The organism is Shewanella oncorhynchi (genome assembly GCF_030848765.1).
Classification (GTDB): Bacteria; Pseudomonadota; Gammaproteobacteria; order Enterobacterales; family Shewanellaceae; genus Shewanella; species Shewanella oncorhynchi.
Map to the genome: position 1 here is coordinate 668,391 of NZ_CP132914.1, position 20,791 is coordinate 689,181.

Here is a 20,791-nt window from a genome sequence, read left to right on the forward strand (position 1 = left end):
AAACAATGATAAAAAGTAAGCTAAAGGGATTCGCTGCGGTGGCTGTTGCCTGTTTAGCGGTAACGGCATGTGGCTCAGATGATAATAATGAAGAGGGCACAGATCAAAATGCCACCTATGTGCAATTTTATAATGCTTCAGCTGGAAGCACTGCTACTGCACTCAAAGTTGCCGATAAAACCTATGAAAGTGTGATCTATGGGGACACTATGCCGCGATTTACGTCGACGGCTGGCGTAACTGCGATTGAAGTGATGGCTAAGGATGCCTCTGATAAAGATATCTCTATTTATAAAGAAAATATCGATTTGAAAGTTGCAACGGACCATTTCTTTGTATTACATGGTGATTTTACCGAACCTAAATTACTTAATATCAACTATTCTCGCACTGAACTCGATAAGCTCAACGAAGTGGCTGAAAACAGTAAAATGCAGCTCTTGATTGCCAATACTGCTGTACATGCCCAAGCCTTTGACGCTTATGTTTCTAAGTCGACCCAAACCTTTGCCGATGCCGTGATGTTAGGCAGTGTGGCCTACGGTGAAGTGTCGCAGCCGCAAGTGATGGATACGGGTGAATATAAGGTTTACCTCGCACCAGCGGGAACAACCAATGTTTCTTATACAACTGCGAACATTAAATTCAGTTCTAAGGTGCCTTATAAGCTGATCATCCGCGAAGGTTTTGGTGCTTCGGATTCAAAAATCACCTTGGACAGTGTCGATTCAACTACCAATGTTCGCAATCATGTAGCATTAGAAGCGAGTGTCGATTATCGCGTCTTTAACGGTTTAGGTTCGCACATTATCGATGTGAAAGTGGCTAGCAGTAAGCAAGATACTCTGTTTAGCGAAGTGCCATCTTTTGGGGTGACTAGCTATCAAGGTGCTGAGTTTAATGATTTTGGTGTGAGTGTGTTCGACCACGGTACGCAAAATAAATTGCTCGATAACGTGTTGATCACCCTTAACCAAGATGACATTAAAACCATCTTCATCTATGAGCAAACGACCGAGCAGGGCAGCCAAGTGAAGGCGATGGAGATGAAGCAAACTCAGACGCCAAGTCCCTATAGCTTTAAGTTCGACATTGTGAGTTTTGCCGATAAAAGCAATCTAACCGTGTATTTCTTAAAGGCAAATGACACGATTGAAACGGCTGTAAATAAGATCACCGCAGTCAATCCAGCAAGCCCTCAGTCATTGACTGTGCCAGCTGGCGAATATTCTATTAAGGTTATCGCTGTGGAAAACGGTACTAAAACCGTTGTCTATGCATCCGATTTAATGGATTTCAGCAATGAAGACAATGTGACTATGGTGCTGAATAAAGATCCTTCTACTAGCTTTGGTTATAACTTGATTAAGATCTAACCGCTAAGGTGAGTGAACGGCTCTAATAAAACAGCGCTACTTAGGTAGCGCTTTTTTTGGGCTGTTTTTGTGTGCTCGTTTTAGTGGGCTTAGTAGATTGAGCATTATTGTCTTAGCATTCACTTTTTATTGATTGTGGCTGCGGGGTTAATGTAGGCTGATCGGCAAAAATTAAGCCGAGCATTGCTGTGGTGTGAATAAGCTGTGGTATGAATAACGCGAGCAATATAGGAAAAGGAGTTCACTGTGATGAATAAAGGATTTAAAGACGGTCATTTCCAAATTGGTGAAGGCAGTATTAGCGGTACTATAGCGTGTATGTTAGCGATATTATCGTTTCTGGGTGTATTGGCGTTTCATTTTCCCGAATATCTCACCACTCCCGAATTACGCCAAAGCTATAATGTCGATGTTATTCGCAGCTTAATATTTGTCGCCTTAGTGGTATCGGGCAGTTTAGGTTTATTGAATTTTATTCGAAATAAAAATAAGCGTTTCGGCTTTGTGGCTTGGGTATTTGTGAGTTTAGCGATTGCCTTTGGTGGTCATCAAGTTGAGGTCGAGCCTTTTGCTAATCATAAGGTCTCACTGGGTTTAGATTGGTTTATTTTAGACTTATTAGGCTCAACCTTAATTTTCATTTTTATCGAAAAATGGCTACCCCATAAACCAGAACAAGCAATATTGAGACCCGAGTGGCAAGGGGATTTAAACCATTTTTTGGTGAATCACTTAGCGATTGGATTTGTATTATTGGTGGCAAACCAATTTGTGCAGTCGACCTTTTCTTGGGCTATTTCCAGCACAGTGCAAAGCTTTATCGCGGGTCTTCCCTTTGTGTTGCAACTGTTGTTGATTTTATTGGTCGCCGATTTAATGCAATATGCGGCGCACCGTGCCTACCATGAAATTCCTTTCCTGTGGCGCTTCCATTCGGTGCACCATAGCGCGAAACATTTAGATTGGTTGGCTGGTTCAAGGCAACATATGTTTGAGTTGATTGCTACCCGTTGTTTAGTGCTTACGCCGATTTTTATCTTGGGATTCTCCAAAGACATCATCAGTATTTATGTGATTATCGTTGGCGTGCAGGCGGTCTTTAACCATGCCAATGTGCAGGTTAACTTTGGCTGGCTACGTTACTTAATTGTCAGTCCGCAATTCCACCATTGGCATCATGCTTCCGATAAGGCGGCAATCGACCGTAACTATGCTGCGCATTTTTCTTTTTTAGATTACCTATTTGGGACTGCAGTTCGAGGTCAGAAAGAGTGGCCAGAGCAATATGGTGTCGTGGGCGATTACATGCCTGTTGGCATGTTTAAGCAGCAATTGTATCCCCTTGGTTTAGCGAAGAAAGACACAAAATAATGGCGCTGCAATTGGAGTGGTTTGTTTTGGAATGATTGTCCTGGAGTATTGGTTAGGTCAACTGAGTAGTAACGCTGAGCTGTGGCGGTTAACTCTGATACTGGGATAGAAACAAGCCCAACACAGCGCTTGGGAACCGCGCTTTGTTGGGCTTTTTGCCGTTCAAACTACAATCGTTATTCGGAAATTTTCAGTTCTTGGCCTGGCTTAATAATGCTTTTGCCATTGAGCTGGTTCCACTTCATTAAGTCAGCCAGTTTAACCTTATTCTTACGGGCGATTTTATCTAGCGAATCACCTGATTTCACCTTGTAAGTGGTCGCTTTTACTGCAGGTTTATCGGCCGATGTTGAGGTGGTCGCTTTAGCCTTGGTCGACGACTTATTGCTCACTTTTTTATCTGTCTTCGCCTTGGTTTTAGTGGGTTCAGGCTCATTATCATTGCCCGCCATTGGCGTTAACAGTGTGAGCTCTTGGCCGATTTTTAGGCGGTCAGATGTCAGATTGTTGGCCTGTTTTAATGCTTTCACTGACATATCAAACTTGGCTGCGATTGTGCCTAGGCTGTCACCAGATTTGACGATATAGCTTTGGCTGTCATAGCGTTTTTGAGCGTAGAGCTTGTCTTGATTTTCCTGATAATGACCTATGTTTTCCAGTGGTAAGGCGATTTGATATTTGCCTTTGCTGGGGATTACACCTTGGCGAAAGCCTGGGTTATAGGTTTTAAATTCGGCTTTGCTGAGCCCTGCTGTATTAGCAATCTGGCCGATATCTACGCCATTAGGTGCTGGCACTCTTTCCAAGAAAGGGCGGTTAGCAATAGGGGGGACTTTTAAACCGTAGTGGTTGGGATTTCGAATAATCTGAATAAATGCCAGCCACTTAGGGACTGTTTGTACTCGTTTAGCGGGGATACCCAGTGACCAAAAGTCCGTAGGTTTACCCTTGGCTTTGTTTTTATCAATGGCGGCTTTGATCACTAGCTCACCGGTATTGTAGGCGGCGACGGCGTTAATCCAGTCTTTGTCTAAGGTGTCGTATAGGTGCTGTAGATAGTCGAGCACTGCATCGGTTGAGGCCAGCGCATCTTTACGGCCATCGTAGGCAGAATTCACCGTTAAGCCAAAATTACGTCCAGTAGCAGGGATCATTTGCCACAGTCCTGCGGGGCCGTTAGCTTGTGCTAAAGGGTTATAGCCACTTTCGACTATGGGCAATAACGCCAATTCTAATGGCATGTTACGCGCTTCGAGCTGGCTGACTATGTAATATAAAAATGGCTCGGCGCGATCGCCAACCTGATTCATAAATTTTTGTTTATCATCGAAAAAGTTACGCTGTTTACGTACTTCGGCATCATCATGGACGTCAATGGTATTGGCGTGTTGGATCTTTTCCCATACATCGCTGTACTGCTCAACCACTTCGGGTGGTGTTTGATGCTGTTGTGGCGAGTGGTCGTTATCATTACTGACATCACTTGCTGTGGCATTGAATTCAGTGGTTGATGGGCTTGCTGATGTTGTAGCGCAACCGCTCAGTAGGGCCATTAGCATGGCAAGCATAAGCACTGTAAAAGAGTGCGTTTGGCGAAAAGGTGTCCGCATGATTGTCCTGTGATGAGTTGACTGGGCATTCCATATTGGTGCACATGCTAATCTGTTTTCGAGTTTCTGGATAGCTCCCCCAAGTTTTACCTATCGTATCAAAGTTGTCTTAAGGCCGATTGTGCCGCCCTTTGATTGCAGATCCTGCGTTTAGCTTTGTCGATTTATACGCTACCATAGCCGCGATTTTTCATTAACTTGGGTAGCAAAGTGCAGACGTTAGCGCAGTTAAGGGCAGGGCAGTTACAAGGGATCACACGTTTACAATTGGTTGAGGATTTAACCGAGTTCCCGCGGGAGATTTTTGATTTAGCCGATACCCTCGAAATCCTCGATTTATCGAATAATCAACTGAGCACTTTGCCCGAGGATTTACACCGCTTATCGCATTTAAAGATAATTTTCGCCTCGAATAATCGCTTTGAACATTTGCCTGAGGCATTAGGGCGCTGCACAAATTTAGAGATGATTGGCTTTAAGGCCAATCAAATCAAAACAGTGACTGCTGCGGCATTACCGCTGCAAACCCGCTGGCTCATCCTAACCGATAACCTCATTGAGACATTGCCTGCGGCCATGGGCGATTTACATCGTCTGCAAAAATTAGCTTTAGCGGGTAACCGTTTAACAACCTTGCCCGAGTCGATGGCCAATTGCCGCAACTTAGAGTTAGTGCGTTTATCGGCCAATCAACTCCACGCACTGCCAGCTTGGTTACTCAGTTTGCCCAAACTGACTTGGCTCGCCTTTGCGGGAAATCCATTCAGCCATACCTTAGTCGATCCCCACGCCGATGTGGCCACAGTGGCGAATGTGACTCTGGGTGATATCAAGTTGGCTGAAAAGCTTGGCGAAGGGGCTTCTGGGGTCATTTATCGAGGCGATTGGTTGAATCAAGCCATGATAGCCGCGACGGGGTCGGCGCAGATTGCGGTAAAACTCTTTAAGGGTGAAGTGACGAGCGATGGTTATCCCGCTGACGAGTTAGATTGCTGTCTCACAACGGGTGATCATCCCAGCCTTATTAAGGTCGTGGCGCACATTAGCCAGAAAGATCAATTGGGTTTAGTGATGGAACTTATTCCGCCAGGGTTTAGTAACTTAGGGCTACCACCAAGTCTTGTCACCTGTACTCGCGATACCTTTAAAGACGGTAGTGAATTTCGCCTTGATGAAGTCGCCAAAATCACACACCAGTTGGCCGATGCGATGGCGCACATGCATACCAAACAAGTAAGCCATGGTGATGTCTACGCCCATAATATTATGGTTAATCAACAGATGAGCTTATTGTTTGGGGATTTTGGTGCGGCATCAAACTTACGCAATCTATCGACAGCAGAACGCTTAGCGATAGAAGCTATTGAAGTGCGAGCGCTTGGTTGCTTGATTGAAGATCTGTTGGCCTATGTGGATGCATCTGCCTATGTGAATACCTCGATTGACCCTCTGTACTACACACAGTTGAGTGCGATTAAAGACGAGTGCATGCAGTTAGATGTGGCTCAGCGCCCCTGTTTTGCAGACGTGAAAAAGGCCATCGGAGCACTGTTAAAAGGTAAATAGTGGCTTGCTAATAGGCTGGCTCTACACTTGTTTCAAGTTTGCTGTATTTTATGGTTGTTTGTGTGATTTAAGTGCTCACTATTAAGTTTATCGTTAAGTTATTGTTTTGTTTGGTTGTGTAACCGAGTTTTTACTGGCACTGACTGGGATTAAGCCTATAGGCTGTATACCCAAATAACCTCAAATTGCTGAAACAGGCACTTTGGGGGGACTTGGTATTAGTTTTGGGTTCAATCCGGTTTGCTGTTGTCGGATAGGATGTCCGTTGAATAGTAAGAACGATAGGTTTGCATACTATGTTTACACGAACGCTGTTTATACAAAGAGTAACTGAACGAACACGCAGTGCATGCGATATTTCATTAAAAAGCCATCCCCATTATCTCCCAAAGGCGCCCTTATTCGCGCCTTTGCCGTTTCTACTGGCGAGTATTTTCGCTTTAGCCCCTATGGCCGTGATGTCGGCGGACAAGGTCGACATCATCCCTGTGACGGTCGAGGCCGTTAAAGAAACGTCCTTTGCCGACGTAGTGAATGAAGTCGGTAAAATCAACGCTATCGATTCAGCCACGCTGAACTTTAATGCTAGCGAAAAAATTAGCGCGATTCATTTTAGTAACGGCGACAAAGTGACTAAAGGTCAAGTGATTGCCGAGCAGGACAACATTAAAGCCAAGGCTGATTTAGACAAAGCCAAGAGCACCTTAGCACTGGCTAAAACTAAGCTGGAGCGTATCGAAGACTTACTGATTAAAGAACCCTTTGCGCTTGCTAAGCAAGATGTGGATGAGCTACGGGAAAATGTGAATCTGGCCGATGCGGATTTTCGCCAGAAACAAGCCACCATGAACGATTACCTGATCAAGGCTCCCTTCGATGGTCAGTTGACCAGCTTTAGTCAGTCTATCGGCAGTCAAATTGGTGCTGGTACGGCCTTAGTCACCCTCTATAGTTTAAATCCGGTCGAAGTGCGTTATGCCATCAGTCAGAAGGATTTAGGCAAGGCGCAAAAGGGCCAAAAGGTGAATGTGACTGTTGAGGCCTATGGTAATAAGGTATTCAAAGGGTTAGTTAACTATGTTGCTCCTGCGGTAGATGAAAGCTCAGGACGGGTTGAAGTGCATGCCGCCCTTGAAAACCCTGAGTTTAAGCTTGCTCCTGGCATGTTCGCCAACATTAAGCAGTTCTATAGTCTAGGGATTAAACGTCTGTTAGTGCCGCAAAATTCGATTATTGCCAATAACGATGAACGTTTTGTCTGGCTAGTGCAGGGCGATAGCGTAGTAAAACAAGTAGTTAAACTCGCTCAAAATACGAATGACGGTTATGCCGTCGTGACTGAAGGTTTAGCCGAAGGCGATTTAGTCGTTAAAACGGGTATGCAAAACCTCAAGTCCGATAGCAAGATCAAAGTCGTGCAAGATAGAAACACTGCAGATAAAGCGGCAACATCAAGCGCTGACAAAGGTGCTGATTCAGGCTCAACTCCAAATATTGAGGTGGCTGAATAATGCGTTTACCCGAAGTCTGTATTCGTCATCCTATCTTCGCCTCCGTACTCAGTATTATGGCTGTGTTACTGGGCTTGATTGCCTTTCAAAAACTCGATATCCAATACTTCCCTGAGCATACCACCCACTCGGCATCTGTGAATGCGTCGATTGCAGGGGCGAGCGCCGATTTTATGTCGAGCAACGTGGCCGATAAGTTGATTGCTGCGGCTTCGGGCATAGATAAAGTTGATACTATGTCGACCGACTGTAGCGAGGGGCGTTGCTCATTAACGATTAAATTCAATGATGACACCAGCGATATTGAATACACCAACTTAATGAACAAGTTGCGTAGCAGCGTCGAAGGGATTAACGATTTCCCCCAGAGCATGATAGATAAGCCCACAGTCACTGACGATACTTCGGCCACAGATTCTGCCAGTAATATCATCACCTTTGTGAACGCGGGAGGCATGGAAAAGCAGGCTATGTACGACTACATTAGCCAGCAGTTAGTACCGCAACTCAAACAAGTTCAAGGCGTTGGTGCCGTTTGGGGGCCATATGGTGGCTCACAAAAGGCGGTCAGAGTCTGGCTCAATCCTGAACAAATGAAGGCGCTGAATATTAAAGCTGCCGATGTGGTGGGCACGTTAGGCTCTTACAATGCCAGTTTTACCTCGGGTGCGATCAAAGGTAAGTCGCGGGATTTCTCGATTAACCCTTTGAATCAAGTTGAAACGCTTGAAGACGTGAAGGATCTGGTGATTAAGGTTAGCGAGGGTAAGATCATCCGCGTGTCCGATGTCGCCGATGTGGTGATGGGCGAGGAAAGTCTGTCGCCGAGTATGTTGTCTATCGGTGGACATAGTGCAATGTCATTGCAGATTTTACCGCTGAGCAACGCTAACCCAGTGACAGTGGCTTCGAACATTAAAGCCGAAATTGCACGCATGCAAAAACATTTACCCCAAGGCTTAGAAATGAACTTGGCTTATAACCAAGCTGATTTTATTGAAGCCTCCATCGACGAAGGATTTTCTGCGTTGATTGAAGCGGTGATCTTAGTTTCGCTGATTGTGGTGTTATTTTTGGGTAGCCTGCGGGCGGCATCTATCCCCATTATTACCATTCCCGTGTGCGTGATTGGGGTGTTTGCTGTGATGTCGGCGCTCGGATTTAGTATCAATGTGTTGACTATTCTGGCGATTATTTTGGCCATTGGCCTGGTGGTGGACGATGCCATTGTGGTGGTCGAGAACTGTTATCGCCATATTGAAAACGGTGAAACGCCTTTCAATGCGGCGATTAAAGGCTGTCAGGAGATCATTTTCCCTATCATTGCCATGACGTTAACGCTCGCCGCCGTTTATCTGCCGATCGGATTAATGTCGGGCTTAACCGCCGATCTGTTCCGGCAATTCTCCTTTACCTTAGCTGCGGCCGTGATGATCTCTGGCGTGGTGGCGTTGACTTTGTCGCCTATGATGAGCGCCTATCTTATCAATACCACTGAGCAACATCCTAAATGGTTTAGCCGAGTCGAGAATGCGCTGCAGCAGTTAAATCATCTGTATATCAATGAGCTGAATAAGTGGTTTGTGCGCAAGCGCTTGATGTTTGGTGTGGCTGTGGTTTTGGTGGGTCTTGCGGGTATTGCTTACTGGCAATTACCTAAAATACTCTTGCCTGCGGAGGACTCCGGCTTTATCGATGTGGCATCTAATGGCCCTACCGGTGTCGGTCGGCAGTATCATCTCAATCACAATGCTGAGCTTAATGGCGTGATGGACGAGCATCCCGCGGTTGGGGCTAACTTGTCCTATATCGAGGGAGAGCCAGTGAACCATGTGCTACTCAAACCTTGGGGTGAGCGCAGTGAGGGTATAGATGATGTGATCAGCGACTTGATTACAACATCAAAGGAAAACGTTTCTGCCTATAACATGTCGTTTAGCATTCGCTCAGCGAATAATCTCAATATTGCCAATAATTTGCGTTTAGAGCTGACGACCTTAGATCGGAATAAGGACGAACTCAGCGAAACCGCCGCCAAAGTGCAAAAGTTACTCGAGGATTATCCTGGCCTGAATAACGTAGGCAACTCAGTGCTGAGGGATCAACTACGCTACGATCTGTCTATCGATCGCAACGCCATTATCCTCTCAGGTGTGAGTTATGGTGATGTCACTAATGCACTTTCTACTTTTCTTGGCTCAGTGAAGGCGGCGGACTTACATGCTACCGATGGTTTTACTTATCCTATTCAAGTGCAAGTAAACTTAGACAAACTGAGTGATTTTAAAGTGTTGAATAAGCTGTATGTCACTTCTGAATCTGGGCAAGCACTGCCATTATCGCAATTTGTGTCGATTAAACAGACTACGGCAGAATCTAACATTAAGACGTTTATGGGTCTTGATAGCGCTGAATTGACGGCAGATATTATGCCCGGCTATTCAACTGATGAAATCAAAACCTACTTAGATGAACAATTACCGACATTGCTTAATGATGCCCAAGGCTTTAAATACAATGGTGTGGTGAAGGATCTTATGGATTCGCAGGCGGGCACTCAGTCGCTATTCTTGCTGGCATTGGTGTTTATCTATTTGATTTTGGCTGCGCAGTTCGAAAGTTTTGTCGATCCCTTAATAATCTTACTGACAGTGCCCTTGTGTATTGTTGGTGCGTTATTGACCTTAGCCTTGTTTGGTCAGAGTGTGAATATCTATTCGCAGATTGGTTTATTAACCTTAGTGGGGCTAGTGACTAAGCACGGTATCTTGCTGGTGGAGTTTGCCAATAAGCAACAAGACCAAGGTTTGAGTGCGATTGAGGCGGCGCGAAGCAGTGCCAAATCTCGTTTAAGACCGATTCTAATGACGTCTTTAACCATGATTTTAAGTGCGATTCCTTTAGCCTTGGCATCGGGACCGGGCTCGTTAGGATTAGCTAACATAGGTTTAGTCTTAGTCGGAGGTCTGTTAGCGGGCACTTTCTTCTCGTTATTTGTAGTGCCTGTGGCCTATGTCGCTATGGCGGAATTGAAGGCCAAGGATGTGCTTGCTAGACTGCGAAGTGCTTAAGTTGAGTTTTATGTGCTGGGTTTATCGCCCCTAGGCTGACAGGCATGGGTTCAACTTGCCTGTAAATACGTTATGATTTAAGCCAACGGCTAAACGCGTTGGCTTAATGATCTTTGTTGTATTTAAGCGAGTGTTTAAGTGCGAGTGGATTTGCCTCATCAGCAACGGAGAGCTGGCATTATGAGTTTGTTACATTGCTTTCATAGGGCTTTTTTATATTTGGCTTGCTCGGCTGGATTGATGTTTGCCTCTCCCGTCATGGCCTCTTTTTGGGATTCTTTATTTCGTAGTGAGTTGCCCGTCGATCAAGTGACTGCACCTGTAGACAGTTCGCGTTTCGAGTTCGTTGGTGTATTACCTGCTAATACGCAATTAGAACTTGTCGGTTATTACGTCTCATCTGTTTGTACTCGAAAGGAAATCCGTTTTCCCAGTGGTGATATTGCTAATCCCTACCGCGCGACATTCGAAGAAACCTCAGTGCTGCGGCAAGTGATTAGCAGTGGTAGCAAAGCGAGTGAGTTTTCGCTGCCCTTAGCTTTGAATGGTGGCGGCGATTGTCTGTGGCGGCTTGAGGATTTAATGCTCGATGTGACAATACTGCCGAACCATCCGTTGTGGCAAAGGGCTAAAGCACTTAAACAACAATATCTTGCTAAGTTGCAGCGCACTTCTGTTGTGGATGCGGCACAAGTTGCTAGCCAAACTACGTTGCCGACTCAAGTGTCACCCCACGATGATTTTTATTTAAGTCATGAACTTAATATCGATCCTATTTATGCGGGTAGCGAGGCGGATAATTCGTTGCTTGCGACTACGCCTTTATCTTTAGCGCCAGTTTACTATCCAGTATTTATTCATTCTCCTAAGGAAGACAAACCCTTCGAGGCTAGGCTGAAAAGTAGTTTGCAGCAAATTTCTAGCCTATGGGCTAGTCCTTATACTCAAGCGGTTCGTCGCGGTGATGAGACTGTGATGCGGGTGAATTTTAATCCACAGATTGCCGAACAGTATGAGGTCAATGTTTGGTATCAGCCTGATACGGTTGAGGTGAATTATCCCGATGGTACTCAATATACTTATGCTAACGGTGATGTGAAATTGTATGCCTATGGTAAACCTGAATCACAAATCAATACCTTAGCTCAGAGTTCAAAGGCTGCTGATAAACGATTGTTAGCACGTATCTATGAGCTTGGGCACGCCTTACCCAAGGATAAAATTAAGGCACAGAAATATTACCGTGAAGCCGCTGAAGCTGGCGATATTGAGGCGCTGCATTGGCTGCGAGATCAAGCGGGTTACGCGGGGCGTGCCGATGAAAAGATCTATTGGCTGGAGCGCGCCGCAAGCTTTGGCGATAATGCGGCAAAGCTTGAGTTAATCCGTTTACCTTTATCGGTTATTGAGCGTGGCTTGGTTAATACAGGTGCGGATAAGGTTCGTGAAACGCAGGCATGGCAGCAGTTAAATCAGCTAGTTGACCAAGGGTTGCCTGAGGCAAGAAGTCTGATGGCGTTTTATCAAGTGTTATCTTGTTCGCCCTATTTTAATGCTACAACGGCATTGGAAAATTATCGCCAAAGCGTTAAAGCTCAACCTGATTTAGCGCGAGATGCCGCCGAAACCTATTACTACTTTAAAGAGGACTTTGAGCAGAGCGAGGAGTTTTGGATAATTGCCGCCGAGCGAGATCTTTACGCCGCCGCTGAACTTGCCAATATCCTGTTATTGGAACCCTATCGAGATACGGTTAACGCTAGATACTGGTTAGAAAAAGTGACAACCTTGGGTGCCAAACAAGGCTTGCAAGCGGATATTCTAGGCAATGCTTACTTCCAGTTCGCAACCCTGTTAGATAAAGGCGAGGGTGGACCGGCCGATGCAAAAGCAGCGTTAACGCTTTATCAGCAGAGCATTGAAATGGCAGAGCGGTTTTCAAACGACTATGCAGCAAGGGCCAAGGAGAGAGTGCAATTGCTCGAAGGGATGCGCTAATAACGTATTGCCGCTAAAGACTCTATGACGTCAGTGTCGCTTATTCAGCTTATCTTCAATAAAAATCCCTGCAGAAGCAGGGATTTTGCTATTTATTCAAATGCTTGATTTATGCGTAATGGCTAAAACTGCTTACTTAAGCGATGCAAGTCATCAAACTAGCGTAAATCAACCTGCAGTGCGACTCCCGCACTCTGGGGCTCACTCTGCACTGTGATGTAATACCAACCCACGTTTGGTGCATTGACTGTGATACTTTCCCGCGTGTTGGCGGGTGTCACAGAGGCTGCATCGAAGTGTTGAGCATTCGCCCAAGTCGTCCCCGAAAACAGGCTAACATCACCACTGCCGTGGGCGGAGTTGATGCTTAGCTGATTAGTTCCCTCTGGTACCCAAAGGTAATAATCGTTGCGCCCATCGGCGGTGCAAATGGCTTTGCCAGCACTGAGCTCACCATAACTTAAGGGTGATTGCGTCGCGCAGGCGTTGGCAATGAGCACCGGATCGGGTGTGTTACTCGTGCCTGTGCTTAAGGTCAGTGTTACGCCGCTAAACTCAGTGGCAGTATCAATCGTGATATAACGCCAGCCACGATTGGCGCTGAAGCTAAGCGATTCTTGATTTCCTGCTTGAGAGCTCTTTGCATCGGCATTATCTGCGTCGGCCCACTGACTGGCATTGAAGTAAATATTGGCATCCCCAGAGCCGCCCTTAGTGGTGATAGTGAACTGGGTATCATCTTCCTCAACCCAGAAGTAGAAGCTGTTACGCCCGCCACTGATGCACTCATTTTTGCCTAGGGTGAGCTTACCGTAATCTAAGGTCGCTGCGCCGCAATTGGCTGGTGGCTCAGGATCCACGCCGCCATCCCCCAGATCGGGGTCGATATCAGCAAATAGCTCAGTGGTGCTGACTTGCATATCGACGCCGCCAAAGTCCCCCGATAAGGTAATGTAGTGCCAATACTCGTTAGGGTTTAACTGCACCTTAATCACTTGATAATTACCATTACCGATACCAGCGCCTTGGTTTTGCTCAGGGCTTGCCCAGCCTCTAGAATCGAAATAAATGTCGGCATCCCCCCAACCACCGCCAATCTTGATCCAAAGCTCTTGGGCTGTGCGATCGGTATTGGTGAAGCTGAAACTGGCGCGGCCGAGTTTTGAATCGATACATTCCATCGGCACATCAATTTTCAGGCTGGCCGATTCTGTGTAACGGTAGGCTTCGTTAGTCACTTGGCAAGGCGAGTAATCCTTACTGATAGTGCCTGCTGGTCCTGTCCAGTTGCCTTCGCGGCCACTAGGCTCAGCGTCGACATCACTCGGGCCCTTATCGACTATGCCATCGTCAGCCGTGCTTAAACCACTGGCGAGCCAACCCTGCCATTCGTTATCGTAACGTGTGCCGATATTATCCATAAAGGCTTGATATTCTGCATATTGATCGTTGCGTAGGTAGGCCAGAATCTGTCTCACATCGTCCCTGTGGTGTTCAAACATGAAACGCACCGCCAGATAGCCCCAGCGATAGATGCGGTCTTGGCCAGATTCATAGTTGTTTTTGAAGATGGTCGATAACATAAACTCACCGGTTTCGCCCATGGCAATTGCCGCAGGGTTTGCGTCACGGTAAGAGATGTATTCCGCGAGGCCTTCAATCCACCAAATGGTATTGGCCGAAGTGCCACGACTAAAGTCACCAAACAGGTTATAGCGTCCATCGAGGTAGTGTACGTATTCGTGTTGCAGGTTCCAGACGTGGAAATCCGGCGTGCGCCATTCGGCTTCATAGGCGATGAAACGTGCCTGATTTTTGAGTCCGGCGGGTGAGCCTTCTAAATACATGCCGCCATTGTCGGTACTGATACCAAATATACTGTTGGCTAAGGATTTATACTCAGACGAACTGCCGAAGATCACTAGCTCTAAGTCATCGTTGTTATCCTGCCCCACGGGTTGCATGCCCGTTTCGAGTTTACTGTGGAAATAACTTTCTTGGCTGGTTAGCACATCACAGGCCCACTTGGCTTGATCTTGATAGAGATCTTGGGCGCGGATCTTGAGACTGTCGGAGCATTTCCAATTAAAAGGTAAAGCATCGGCTTCTAACTGCGCCTTAAAACCACAGATATTGTAATCGTTACAATGGCTGCGATCGTAATAGTCTGCCATTTCTGCCGCCGCGTACCAAAGCACTTTGCTCGGTTCGGTTTTGCTGGTGCTGCTGAGGATGTTTTTGACCAGCTGGGTCACTCGCGGGCGCATGGCATCAATGTAATACAGCCTAGATAACTCTTTAACTGAGTTGACCAAAAGGTACTCTGCATTGGTGCCTAACAAGTTGCGATGTTCGAGTTGGAAGTTATTCAGCGCATCTAAAATCCCTTGATCACGCGCGAACAGCGCCTGCATGTCATCATTCCATTGAGCGCGGAATAAGGTGGTAAACACTGAGTTGGCTGCGGCGTTCATGGCGAAGCTGGCTTGCCAATTAGCATCATAGTCCGTAAGCACTTTGATAGTGACATGATTGAAATCGGCTCCGAGCTCGGCTGAGTCAATCAGGATTAAGGCTTCTTTCAACACGCCAGCATTAGCATCGGAGACTGTCCAAATCGCAGCGTTCGCAAATAAAGCGTTGAGGGCTGATTTTAAGCTGGCCTTAGCGGCGCTGCTGTAAGCGGGCACATCATTTGGGCTGTAAAACTGCACATAGAGGGCGGCGCGGACAAAGTAAATATGGGACTCAAGATGCTGAACATCGACCCCAGTGTAGTCCTTGGCTTTAGCGGCAATGGCATTAGCCACACTGATCACATTGGCCTCGCTAAATAGCGCGGTCGCAGCACTGCCTTTGAGGCTATAGAGCTTACCGACGCATTCGGGTGTCGATTGGCTCAGTTCATTGACTAGTGCCTGACCTGATTTCCCAACAAAGTCACTGCAGTCGCTGACTTGCATCGCGGTGCTACGATTCTGCAACTTAAGTGGGGGTTGCTCCGAGACCTCTATCTGACGTTTCTGGCGTGAATGAATCTTAGGCTGCTCTGTCATCGTAGGATCATTAGGGGATGCCATCAATGGCGTCTCCCGTAGCAGTGGTCTATGTGATTCAATTAAGCTAATCGGTGCAGAGGGCGGTGGCGGGACGGGTTGAGCTGGTGAACTGTTGTTGCCTAATGGGGGGCTTGCATGGGTGTTATGGGCAAGAACGGGAGTTGCAATCGCTAAGCTAATTGCTGCGAAGAGTAGTGTGTTTTTCATTGTGTATCCGTAGTTATCTAGTCTGCAAAGCAGATCTTCCTTGGGCGTTATTTGATGCATTTAACACAGACTTGCATCAAACCTCATTGGATTATTTGCGTGATAACAATAGCGCGACAAACATCGCAGCCAGCAAATAATGCCTCAGAATAATGGCTGTAAGTTTTTAATATATCTAGTATTTGTCATAATATTTTTTTGATACATCTTTTCTGTTCAGCTTAGGTTCAGCTTTCAGTTCAAATGGTTAACGTCAGCCGCTTGATTTAGTGCGATGGAATATAGAATGGAATAACTGTGGCTATTTGGCTTGAAATTGCGCTAGCTTAGCCGCATTAAGGTTTAGCAAACGAACCGTTTAAGCATAGCAATCTGCTATTAGGTTGGTGCCATTCTCACAGGAGCTTTTATGTCAGCTTTACCAAGCGAGTACACCCATATTCATGTTGAGCAACCTGGGGCGCCCGAGGTGATGCGGCTATCGCGCTCGCCTTTGCCTGTCCCTGCTGCGGGGCAAGTGTTGATCCGCGTACATGCAGCAGGAGTGAATGGCCCCGATGTTAAACAAAGAGTGGGTGCGTATCCACCGCCACCGGGAGCATCACCGATTATTGGTCTTGAGGTTGCTGGGGATATTTGTGCCCTCGGTGACGGCGTGAGCCAATGGCAAGTTGGCGATAAGGTATGCGCCTTAGTGCCGGGCGGCGGTTATGGCGAGTATGTGCTCACCTATGCTGCCCATTGTTTGCCTATTCCAACGGGCTTTAGTTATGTGCAGGCAGCTGCGCTGCCAGAAACCTTCTTCACCGTATGGGGCAACCTGTTCATGCGTGCGGGACTCAAAGCGGGCGAGACGGTACTGATCCACGGTGGCTCAGGTGGCATTGGTAGTACGGCTATTCAGTTGGCCAGTGCGCTGGGTTCAAAAGTGATAGCGACGACGGGACAGGATGAGAAGCGCGATTATTGCTTGAGCCTTGGCGCCGCTGAAGTCATCAACTATCGTACTCAAAACTTTGTTGAACCTGTGATGGCACTCACTCAAGATAAGGGCGTAAACGTGGTATTTGATATCGCGGGTGGTGATTTTATCAATCTCGACTTACAAGCCTTAGCGATGGACGGGCGTATGGTGTCGGTAGCTATGCAACGGGGGCCTAAAGCCGAGGTCGAGATTTTCCGCCTGATGGCAAAACGTATCATGTGGACAGGGTCGACCCTAAGACCGCAGAGCGTGGAGGCCAAAGCAGCAATTGCCGCTGAATTATTTGAGAAAGTTTGGCCGTTGTTAAACGCCCATAAAATTGTCCCCAATATTTTTGCAACCTTTCCATTAGCACAGGCCGCTAAAGCCCATGCTTTGATGGAGTCGGGTGAGCACAGGGGCAAAGTAATACTGACTGTCATTTGAGCTAGGCATACTGGATTTTGCAGCGACATATTTGCTTTAAGTCGCTGCCATTCGAGTCAATCTAGAAGACATTCTGACATCATAGTGGCTTAGTCATTGTTCGGTAAATATGAGTTTGTAGCGCTGTAATTAAATCCTCATGGATAACCTTGATGGTTAACTTTACAGCAACCTCGAATTGTTAACGTTGATGACTCATCAAACACCATAGATATGATTGCTTTTTCTTGGGAATAAAACTTGCCGCGTCGATTTTTTAGACTAAAGTCGTTAATGATTAAACTTTTTGGGTACTTTGGCAGAAATTAATACGTAATTAGTGAAAATTTCATGGTATGAGGCATTGATTATCGGAAATATTCTGTAAAAATACCCAGTTGAAAACGTCAGAGACTTTCAGGCGCTATTCGTGGATCAAAGCAAGCGATGCTTCGCTTATTCAGGCTAAAAAACTCATGGTGTATGTGTTGATTTAAGGGTATTAGCATATATGTATAACACAGCAAAGAAACAGGTTTGGTATGGTGAGCTGAGAACATCGAAAGGCAACGCGATTGTCGTCCATGACAACCAGCTGCCCGATGCCTCCCCAGGACGTATCTACCTATACAATACCGATCGCGATGCGATCATTGAGTATGTGGAAGATATAGTCAAAGTGAACCTATACGACTTAGATGAGGCTGCGTTAAAAGCTGCTGAGGCTAAGTTTGGTGGTGCATGGAAGGCGGCAAGATCTCAATTTATGAGTAAACATCAAGCTCGCATTGACTTGAACAACGTGAAGGAAACTGCGCCTGTACGTAAGGCGAAGCCTGAAGTTGAACCAGAAGTCGAATCTGATGCCGTTGGCGTGGATTTTGACGATGATTGGGGCGATGATTTTGATGATTAACACAGTGTCGGCCTAAGGGCTAACACTGTGAGTGTAAGGAATAAAGTAGTGTTTATTTTATTCCTTATCGCTTTATTTATTCCCTTCTGCTAAACCGCGCTTTCCTCGTTTTCTCAATTTTTATTGCGAATGGCTACGCATCGGCATCGAACTGATAACGGCTAATGTGGTGATAAACCTTGCCTGGCATTAACCAAACATCATCACCAAAGCGTTCGCCTTGATTCGGTGAGTCTGGCAGCATCTGCGGCTCTAAACACACAGCATGATGTTGATTTAATACCTGTTGATTGCGACCTACTGTGCCATTTAAAAAATTAGCACAGTACAGCTGCACACTCGGTTGATTAGTATAAACCGTCATAGCACGACCGCTAATGGGGCTGCTTAAACAGCCAAAACGGGCGAGTGAGCCATCGGGATTATTCATCATATAACAGTGATCATAACCGCGAGTGCTTGCGAGTTCAGCGGCATGCAGCTTGTCACCTAAGCGTATTGGTTGACTTAAATCGAAAATCGACCCTGTCGTTTGGGCAATACTTGTGGGAACACTGACATCGTTCATGGTCAGATAGCGCTTGGCATCGATTTGCATCAGATGCTCGTGATTGGTCTCTGTGCCATCGAGGTTGAAATAACTGTGTTGGGTGAGGCTTACGGGACAGGCTTTATCGACGGAGGCTAAGATTTCTACGTACAAATTATTGCCTGCGAGGCGGTAATCCAGCTGAACCGTGCAATTACCGGGGAAACCCATGTCGCCATCTGGGCTCATTAAGGTCAAACGCACACCGTCGGGGAGTTGACCTAGTTGCCAGTTTTTACGATTAAAACCCTCACGGCCGCCGTGCAAACAGTTAGTCGCTTGGTTTACATCTAATTGATAATCATGACCTTGATAGTGCATTTTGCCGTTAGCGATGCGATTTGCAAAGCGGCCTGCAATGGCACCTAAATGAGCCGATTGGGTCAAGTAATCTTCGGCGCTATCACAACCTAAGACGATATTGGCACGTTCGCCGTGTTTATCAGGAGTCCACAGAGCGCGGATAATACCGCCTAAGCTGATGACTTCTAATGCGAGTATGCCATTGTCGATCCGAACCCGTTCGATTTCACCGCCGCGGGGATCTATCCAAGGATCCAAAACACTGAAACGTACCATTTAGCTTCCCTCTGTGTTGAATATGCTCACTACTTATTGTGTTAAATGAGTATGTTAACCCTATTATTTGCCATCAACAGCATAAAGATCAGTGATGAATTCGTATGTTATCGACGGTGTAGTCACTCTATTCGGTTTTTTTGATTTAAGTGCGGCTCATTGCCTGTTCTGGCTAGTTATCGATGCGGCCCGCGCCAGCGCTGGCGGAACATAAATACACTGTGGCATCGATGGCGGTTTTTTCGAAGAATTCATGTTCAACGGCGGCAACAACAGCGTCCGTCAGTTCATGGTCGACTAAGGCGACCACGCAGCCGTCGGTCATGCGGATGCCACCACGTTCGCCGATCACTTGGCTAACAATTTCAACTAAAGTATCAAATTCGGGCAGTGTGACTTCAAAATCATCACGCAGAGAAGCATGGGATTCTGCCATTAAACGACTGAATTTTTGGATGTTATTTTGCTCTAGGGCGCGGGCAGCATTTTGAGTTCTTTGGTTCTCAGTGACGACGTGTTTCGCCCGGCGGTATAACACTTCATCTAAATCGGCCTTTGCGCTTTCTAGTTGGCGTAAATCGAGGTGACGCAGAGCATCTAAGCCAAAGTACTCTGCCGCTTGTGCACACTCAGTGCGACGTTGCTCATTGGTCGCGGCTAAGCGTTGTTTCTCGATATGGGCATCTATGATGATAAGGCTTAGGTTTTCTGGAATGGGAATAGCTTCGCTATCGAGATCTAAGCAGTCAATCAGGAGTGCATGGTCTTGCTCACCCATGGCGCTGCACATTTGATCCATGATGCCACAGGCCGACTCAACATACCTGTGTTCGCCGCGCTGTGCGAGTTGCGCCACTGCCATTGGGGATAAATGCAGTTGGCTGGTATCACTAATGGCTGTACCGAAGGCGACAACGAGTGCGCCCGAAGATGAAAGACCTGCGGCAAGTGGCACATCGCCCACAATGGCTAAGTCTAAGCCCTTGGCTAATAAGCCCGTTTGCGCCATAGCCGCGGTAAAACCTTTGAGGTAATTCACCCAGCCATCTTGCGGGTCCATGTCGTTTTCTTGGCCGAAAACCCACTCTTTAATTTGTCCGGGAAACGCATCGGCGACGGCTCGAAACTTAGTGTCGTCACGGCGTTTTACCGCAATGACTGTATGAAAATTAATGGCTGCCGGGAGTACAAAACCGTCGTTGTAATCCGTGTATTCACCGATCAGATTGACGCGCCCTGGGGCTTGATATAAATCGTCGGCTTTAGTGCCAAAGGTTTGGACAAATAACTTAGTGGCGCGCTGCGCAGGGTTTGACATGCTGTAAAAAATTCCAAAAAAGCTGAGCTAATTTCGTTACCGTCATCGATTTATATCACGACTGAGTCAGTGATGTAACTGAGATTTTTTGCTGAAATGGCGATAGGCTGCAATGAGTAAATCGATACTGGGATGAGGAGGCAAAATAGCGTATTGAGTGTTTTATCTAGTTAATTGATTTGTAAAGATTAGTCAGCATTTAGTTGGATGCCGCACAAACTGGCAGAGGA

At 46.5% G+C, this 20,791-nt stretch carries 12 protein-coding genes; 8 read left to right on the forward strand and 4 right to left on the reverse strand.

Going from position 1 to position 20,791, the window contains the following annotated elements:
* Positions 1 to 5 precede the first annotated feature (5 nt).
* The gene (locus tag RA178_RS03070) at positions 6 to 1,376 is read left to right on the forward strand and encodes a DUF4397 domain-containing protein (protein ID WP_263265936.1); all 1,371 of its coding nucleotides are present in this window, start codon (positions 6 to 8) and stop codon (positions 1,374 to 1,376) included.
* Positions 1,377 to 1,625: 249 nt separating this feature from the next.
* Positions 1,626 to 2,747 (forward strand): sterol desaturase family protein, encoded by a 1,122-nt coding sequence (locus RA178_RS03075; protein ID WP_263181805.1) that lies wholly within the window; start codon positions 1,626 to 1,628, stop codon positions 2,745 to 2,747.
* A gap of 176 nt (positions 2,748 to 2,923) precedes the next feature.
* On the opposite strand, the gene RA178_RS03080 is transcribed toward RA178_RS03075, so the two are convergent.
* Positions 2,924 to 4,357 carry a LysM peptidoglycan-binding domain-containing protein gene (locus tag RA178_RS03080; protein WP_306684490.1) on the reverse strand — a complete coding sequence of 478 codons (1,434 nt, stop codon included), beginning with the start codon at positions 4,355 to 4,357 and terminating at the stop codon, positions 2,924 to 2,926.
* A 210-nt stretch (positions 4,358 to 4,567) separates the two neighbouring features.
* Here RA178_RS03080 and RA178_RS03085 point away from each other — a divergent pair, with 210 nt between their 5' ends.
* From RA178_RS03085 to RA178_RS03100, 4 genes are all read left to right on the forward strand, one after another.
* Positions 4,568 to 5,923 (forward strand): leucine-rich repeat-containing protein kinase family protein, encoded by a 1,356-nt coding sequence (locus tag RA178_RS03085; protein ID WP_306684492.1) that lies wholly within the window; start codon positions 4,568 to 4,570, stop codon positions 5,921 to 5,923.
* 296 nt (positions 5,924 to 6,219) lie between these two features.
* Entirely contained in the window at positions 6,220 to 7,434 is a 1,215-nt protein-coding gene (locus RA178_RS03090) for an efflux RND transporter periplasmic adaptor subunit (RefSeq protein WP_306684494.1), read from the forward strand.
* Positions 7,434 to 10,505: an efflux RND transporter permease subunit gene (locus RA178_RS03095; RefSeq protein ID WP_306684496.1), complete on the forward strand. Its 3,072-nt coding sequence runs from the start codon at positions 7,434 to 7,436 to the stop codon at positions 10,503 to 10,505. The genes RA178_RS03090 and RA178_RS03095 overlap by 1 nt, the downstream gene beginning before the upstream one ends.
* A gap of 180 nt (positions 10,506 to 10,685) precedes the next feature.
* Positions 10,686 to 12,503: an SEL1-like repeat protein gene (locus RA178_RS03100; RefSeq protein WP_173247002.1), complete on the forward strand. Its 1,818-nt coding sequence runs from the start codon at positions 10,686 to 10,688 to the stop codon at positions 12,501 to 12,503.
* Positions 12,504 to 12,661: 158 nt separating this feature from the next.
* On the opposite strand, the gene RA178_RS03105 is transcribed toward RA178_RS03100, so the two are convergent.
* Complete coding sequence (locus RA178_RS03105; protein ID WP_306684498.1) at positions 12,662 to 15,769, reverse strand: M9 family metallopeptidase; 3,108 nt, start codon at positions 15,767 to 15,769, stop codon at positions 12,662 to 12,664.
* A gap of 409 nt (positions 15,770 to 16,178) precedes the next feature.
* On the opposite strand from RA178_RS03105, the gene RA178_RS03110 reads away from it, so the two are divergent.
* Positions 16,179 to 17,180: an NAD(P)H-quinone oxidoreductase gene (locus RA178_RS03110; RefSeq protein ID WP_198573427.1), complete on the forward strand. Its 1,002-nt coding sequence runs from the start codon at positions 16,179 to 16,181 to the stop codon at positions 17,178 to 17,180.
* A gap of 490 nt (positions 17,181 to 17,670) precedes the next feature.
* The gene (locus tag RA178_RS03115; RefSeq protein WP_105251357.1) at positions 17,671 to 18,075 is read left to right on the forward strand and encodes a hypothetical protein; all 405 of its coding nucleotides are present in this window, start codon (positions 17,671 to 17,673) and stop codon (positions 18,073 to 18,075) included.
* A 133-nt stretch (positions 18,076 to 18,208) separates the two neighbouring features.
* Here RA178_RS03115 and RA178_RS03120 read toward each other — a convergent pair whose 3' ends face one another.
* Together RA178_RS03120 and galK are read right to left on the reverse strand one after the other, a co-directional pair.
* A complete protein-coding gene (locus RA178_RS03120) occupies positions 18,209 to 19,243 on the reverse strand; it encodes an aldose epimerase family protein (protein WP_306684500.1) in 1,035 nt (344 codons plus the stop codon).
* 172 nt (positions 19,244 to 19,415) lie between these two features.
* A complete protein-coding gene (gene galK / locus RA178_RS03125) occupies positions 19,416 to 20,561 on the reverse strand; it encodes a galactokinase (RefSeq protein WP_028761840.1) in 1,146 nt (381 codons plus the stop codon).
* Between the last annotated feature and the right edge of the window lie 230 nt (positions 20,562 to 20,791).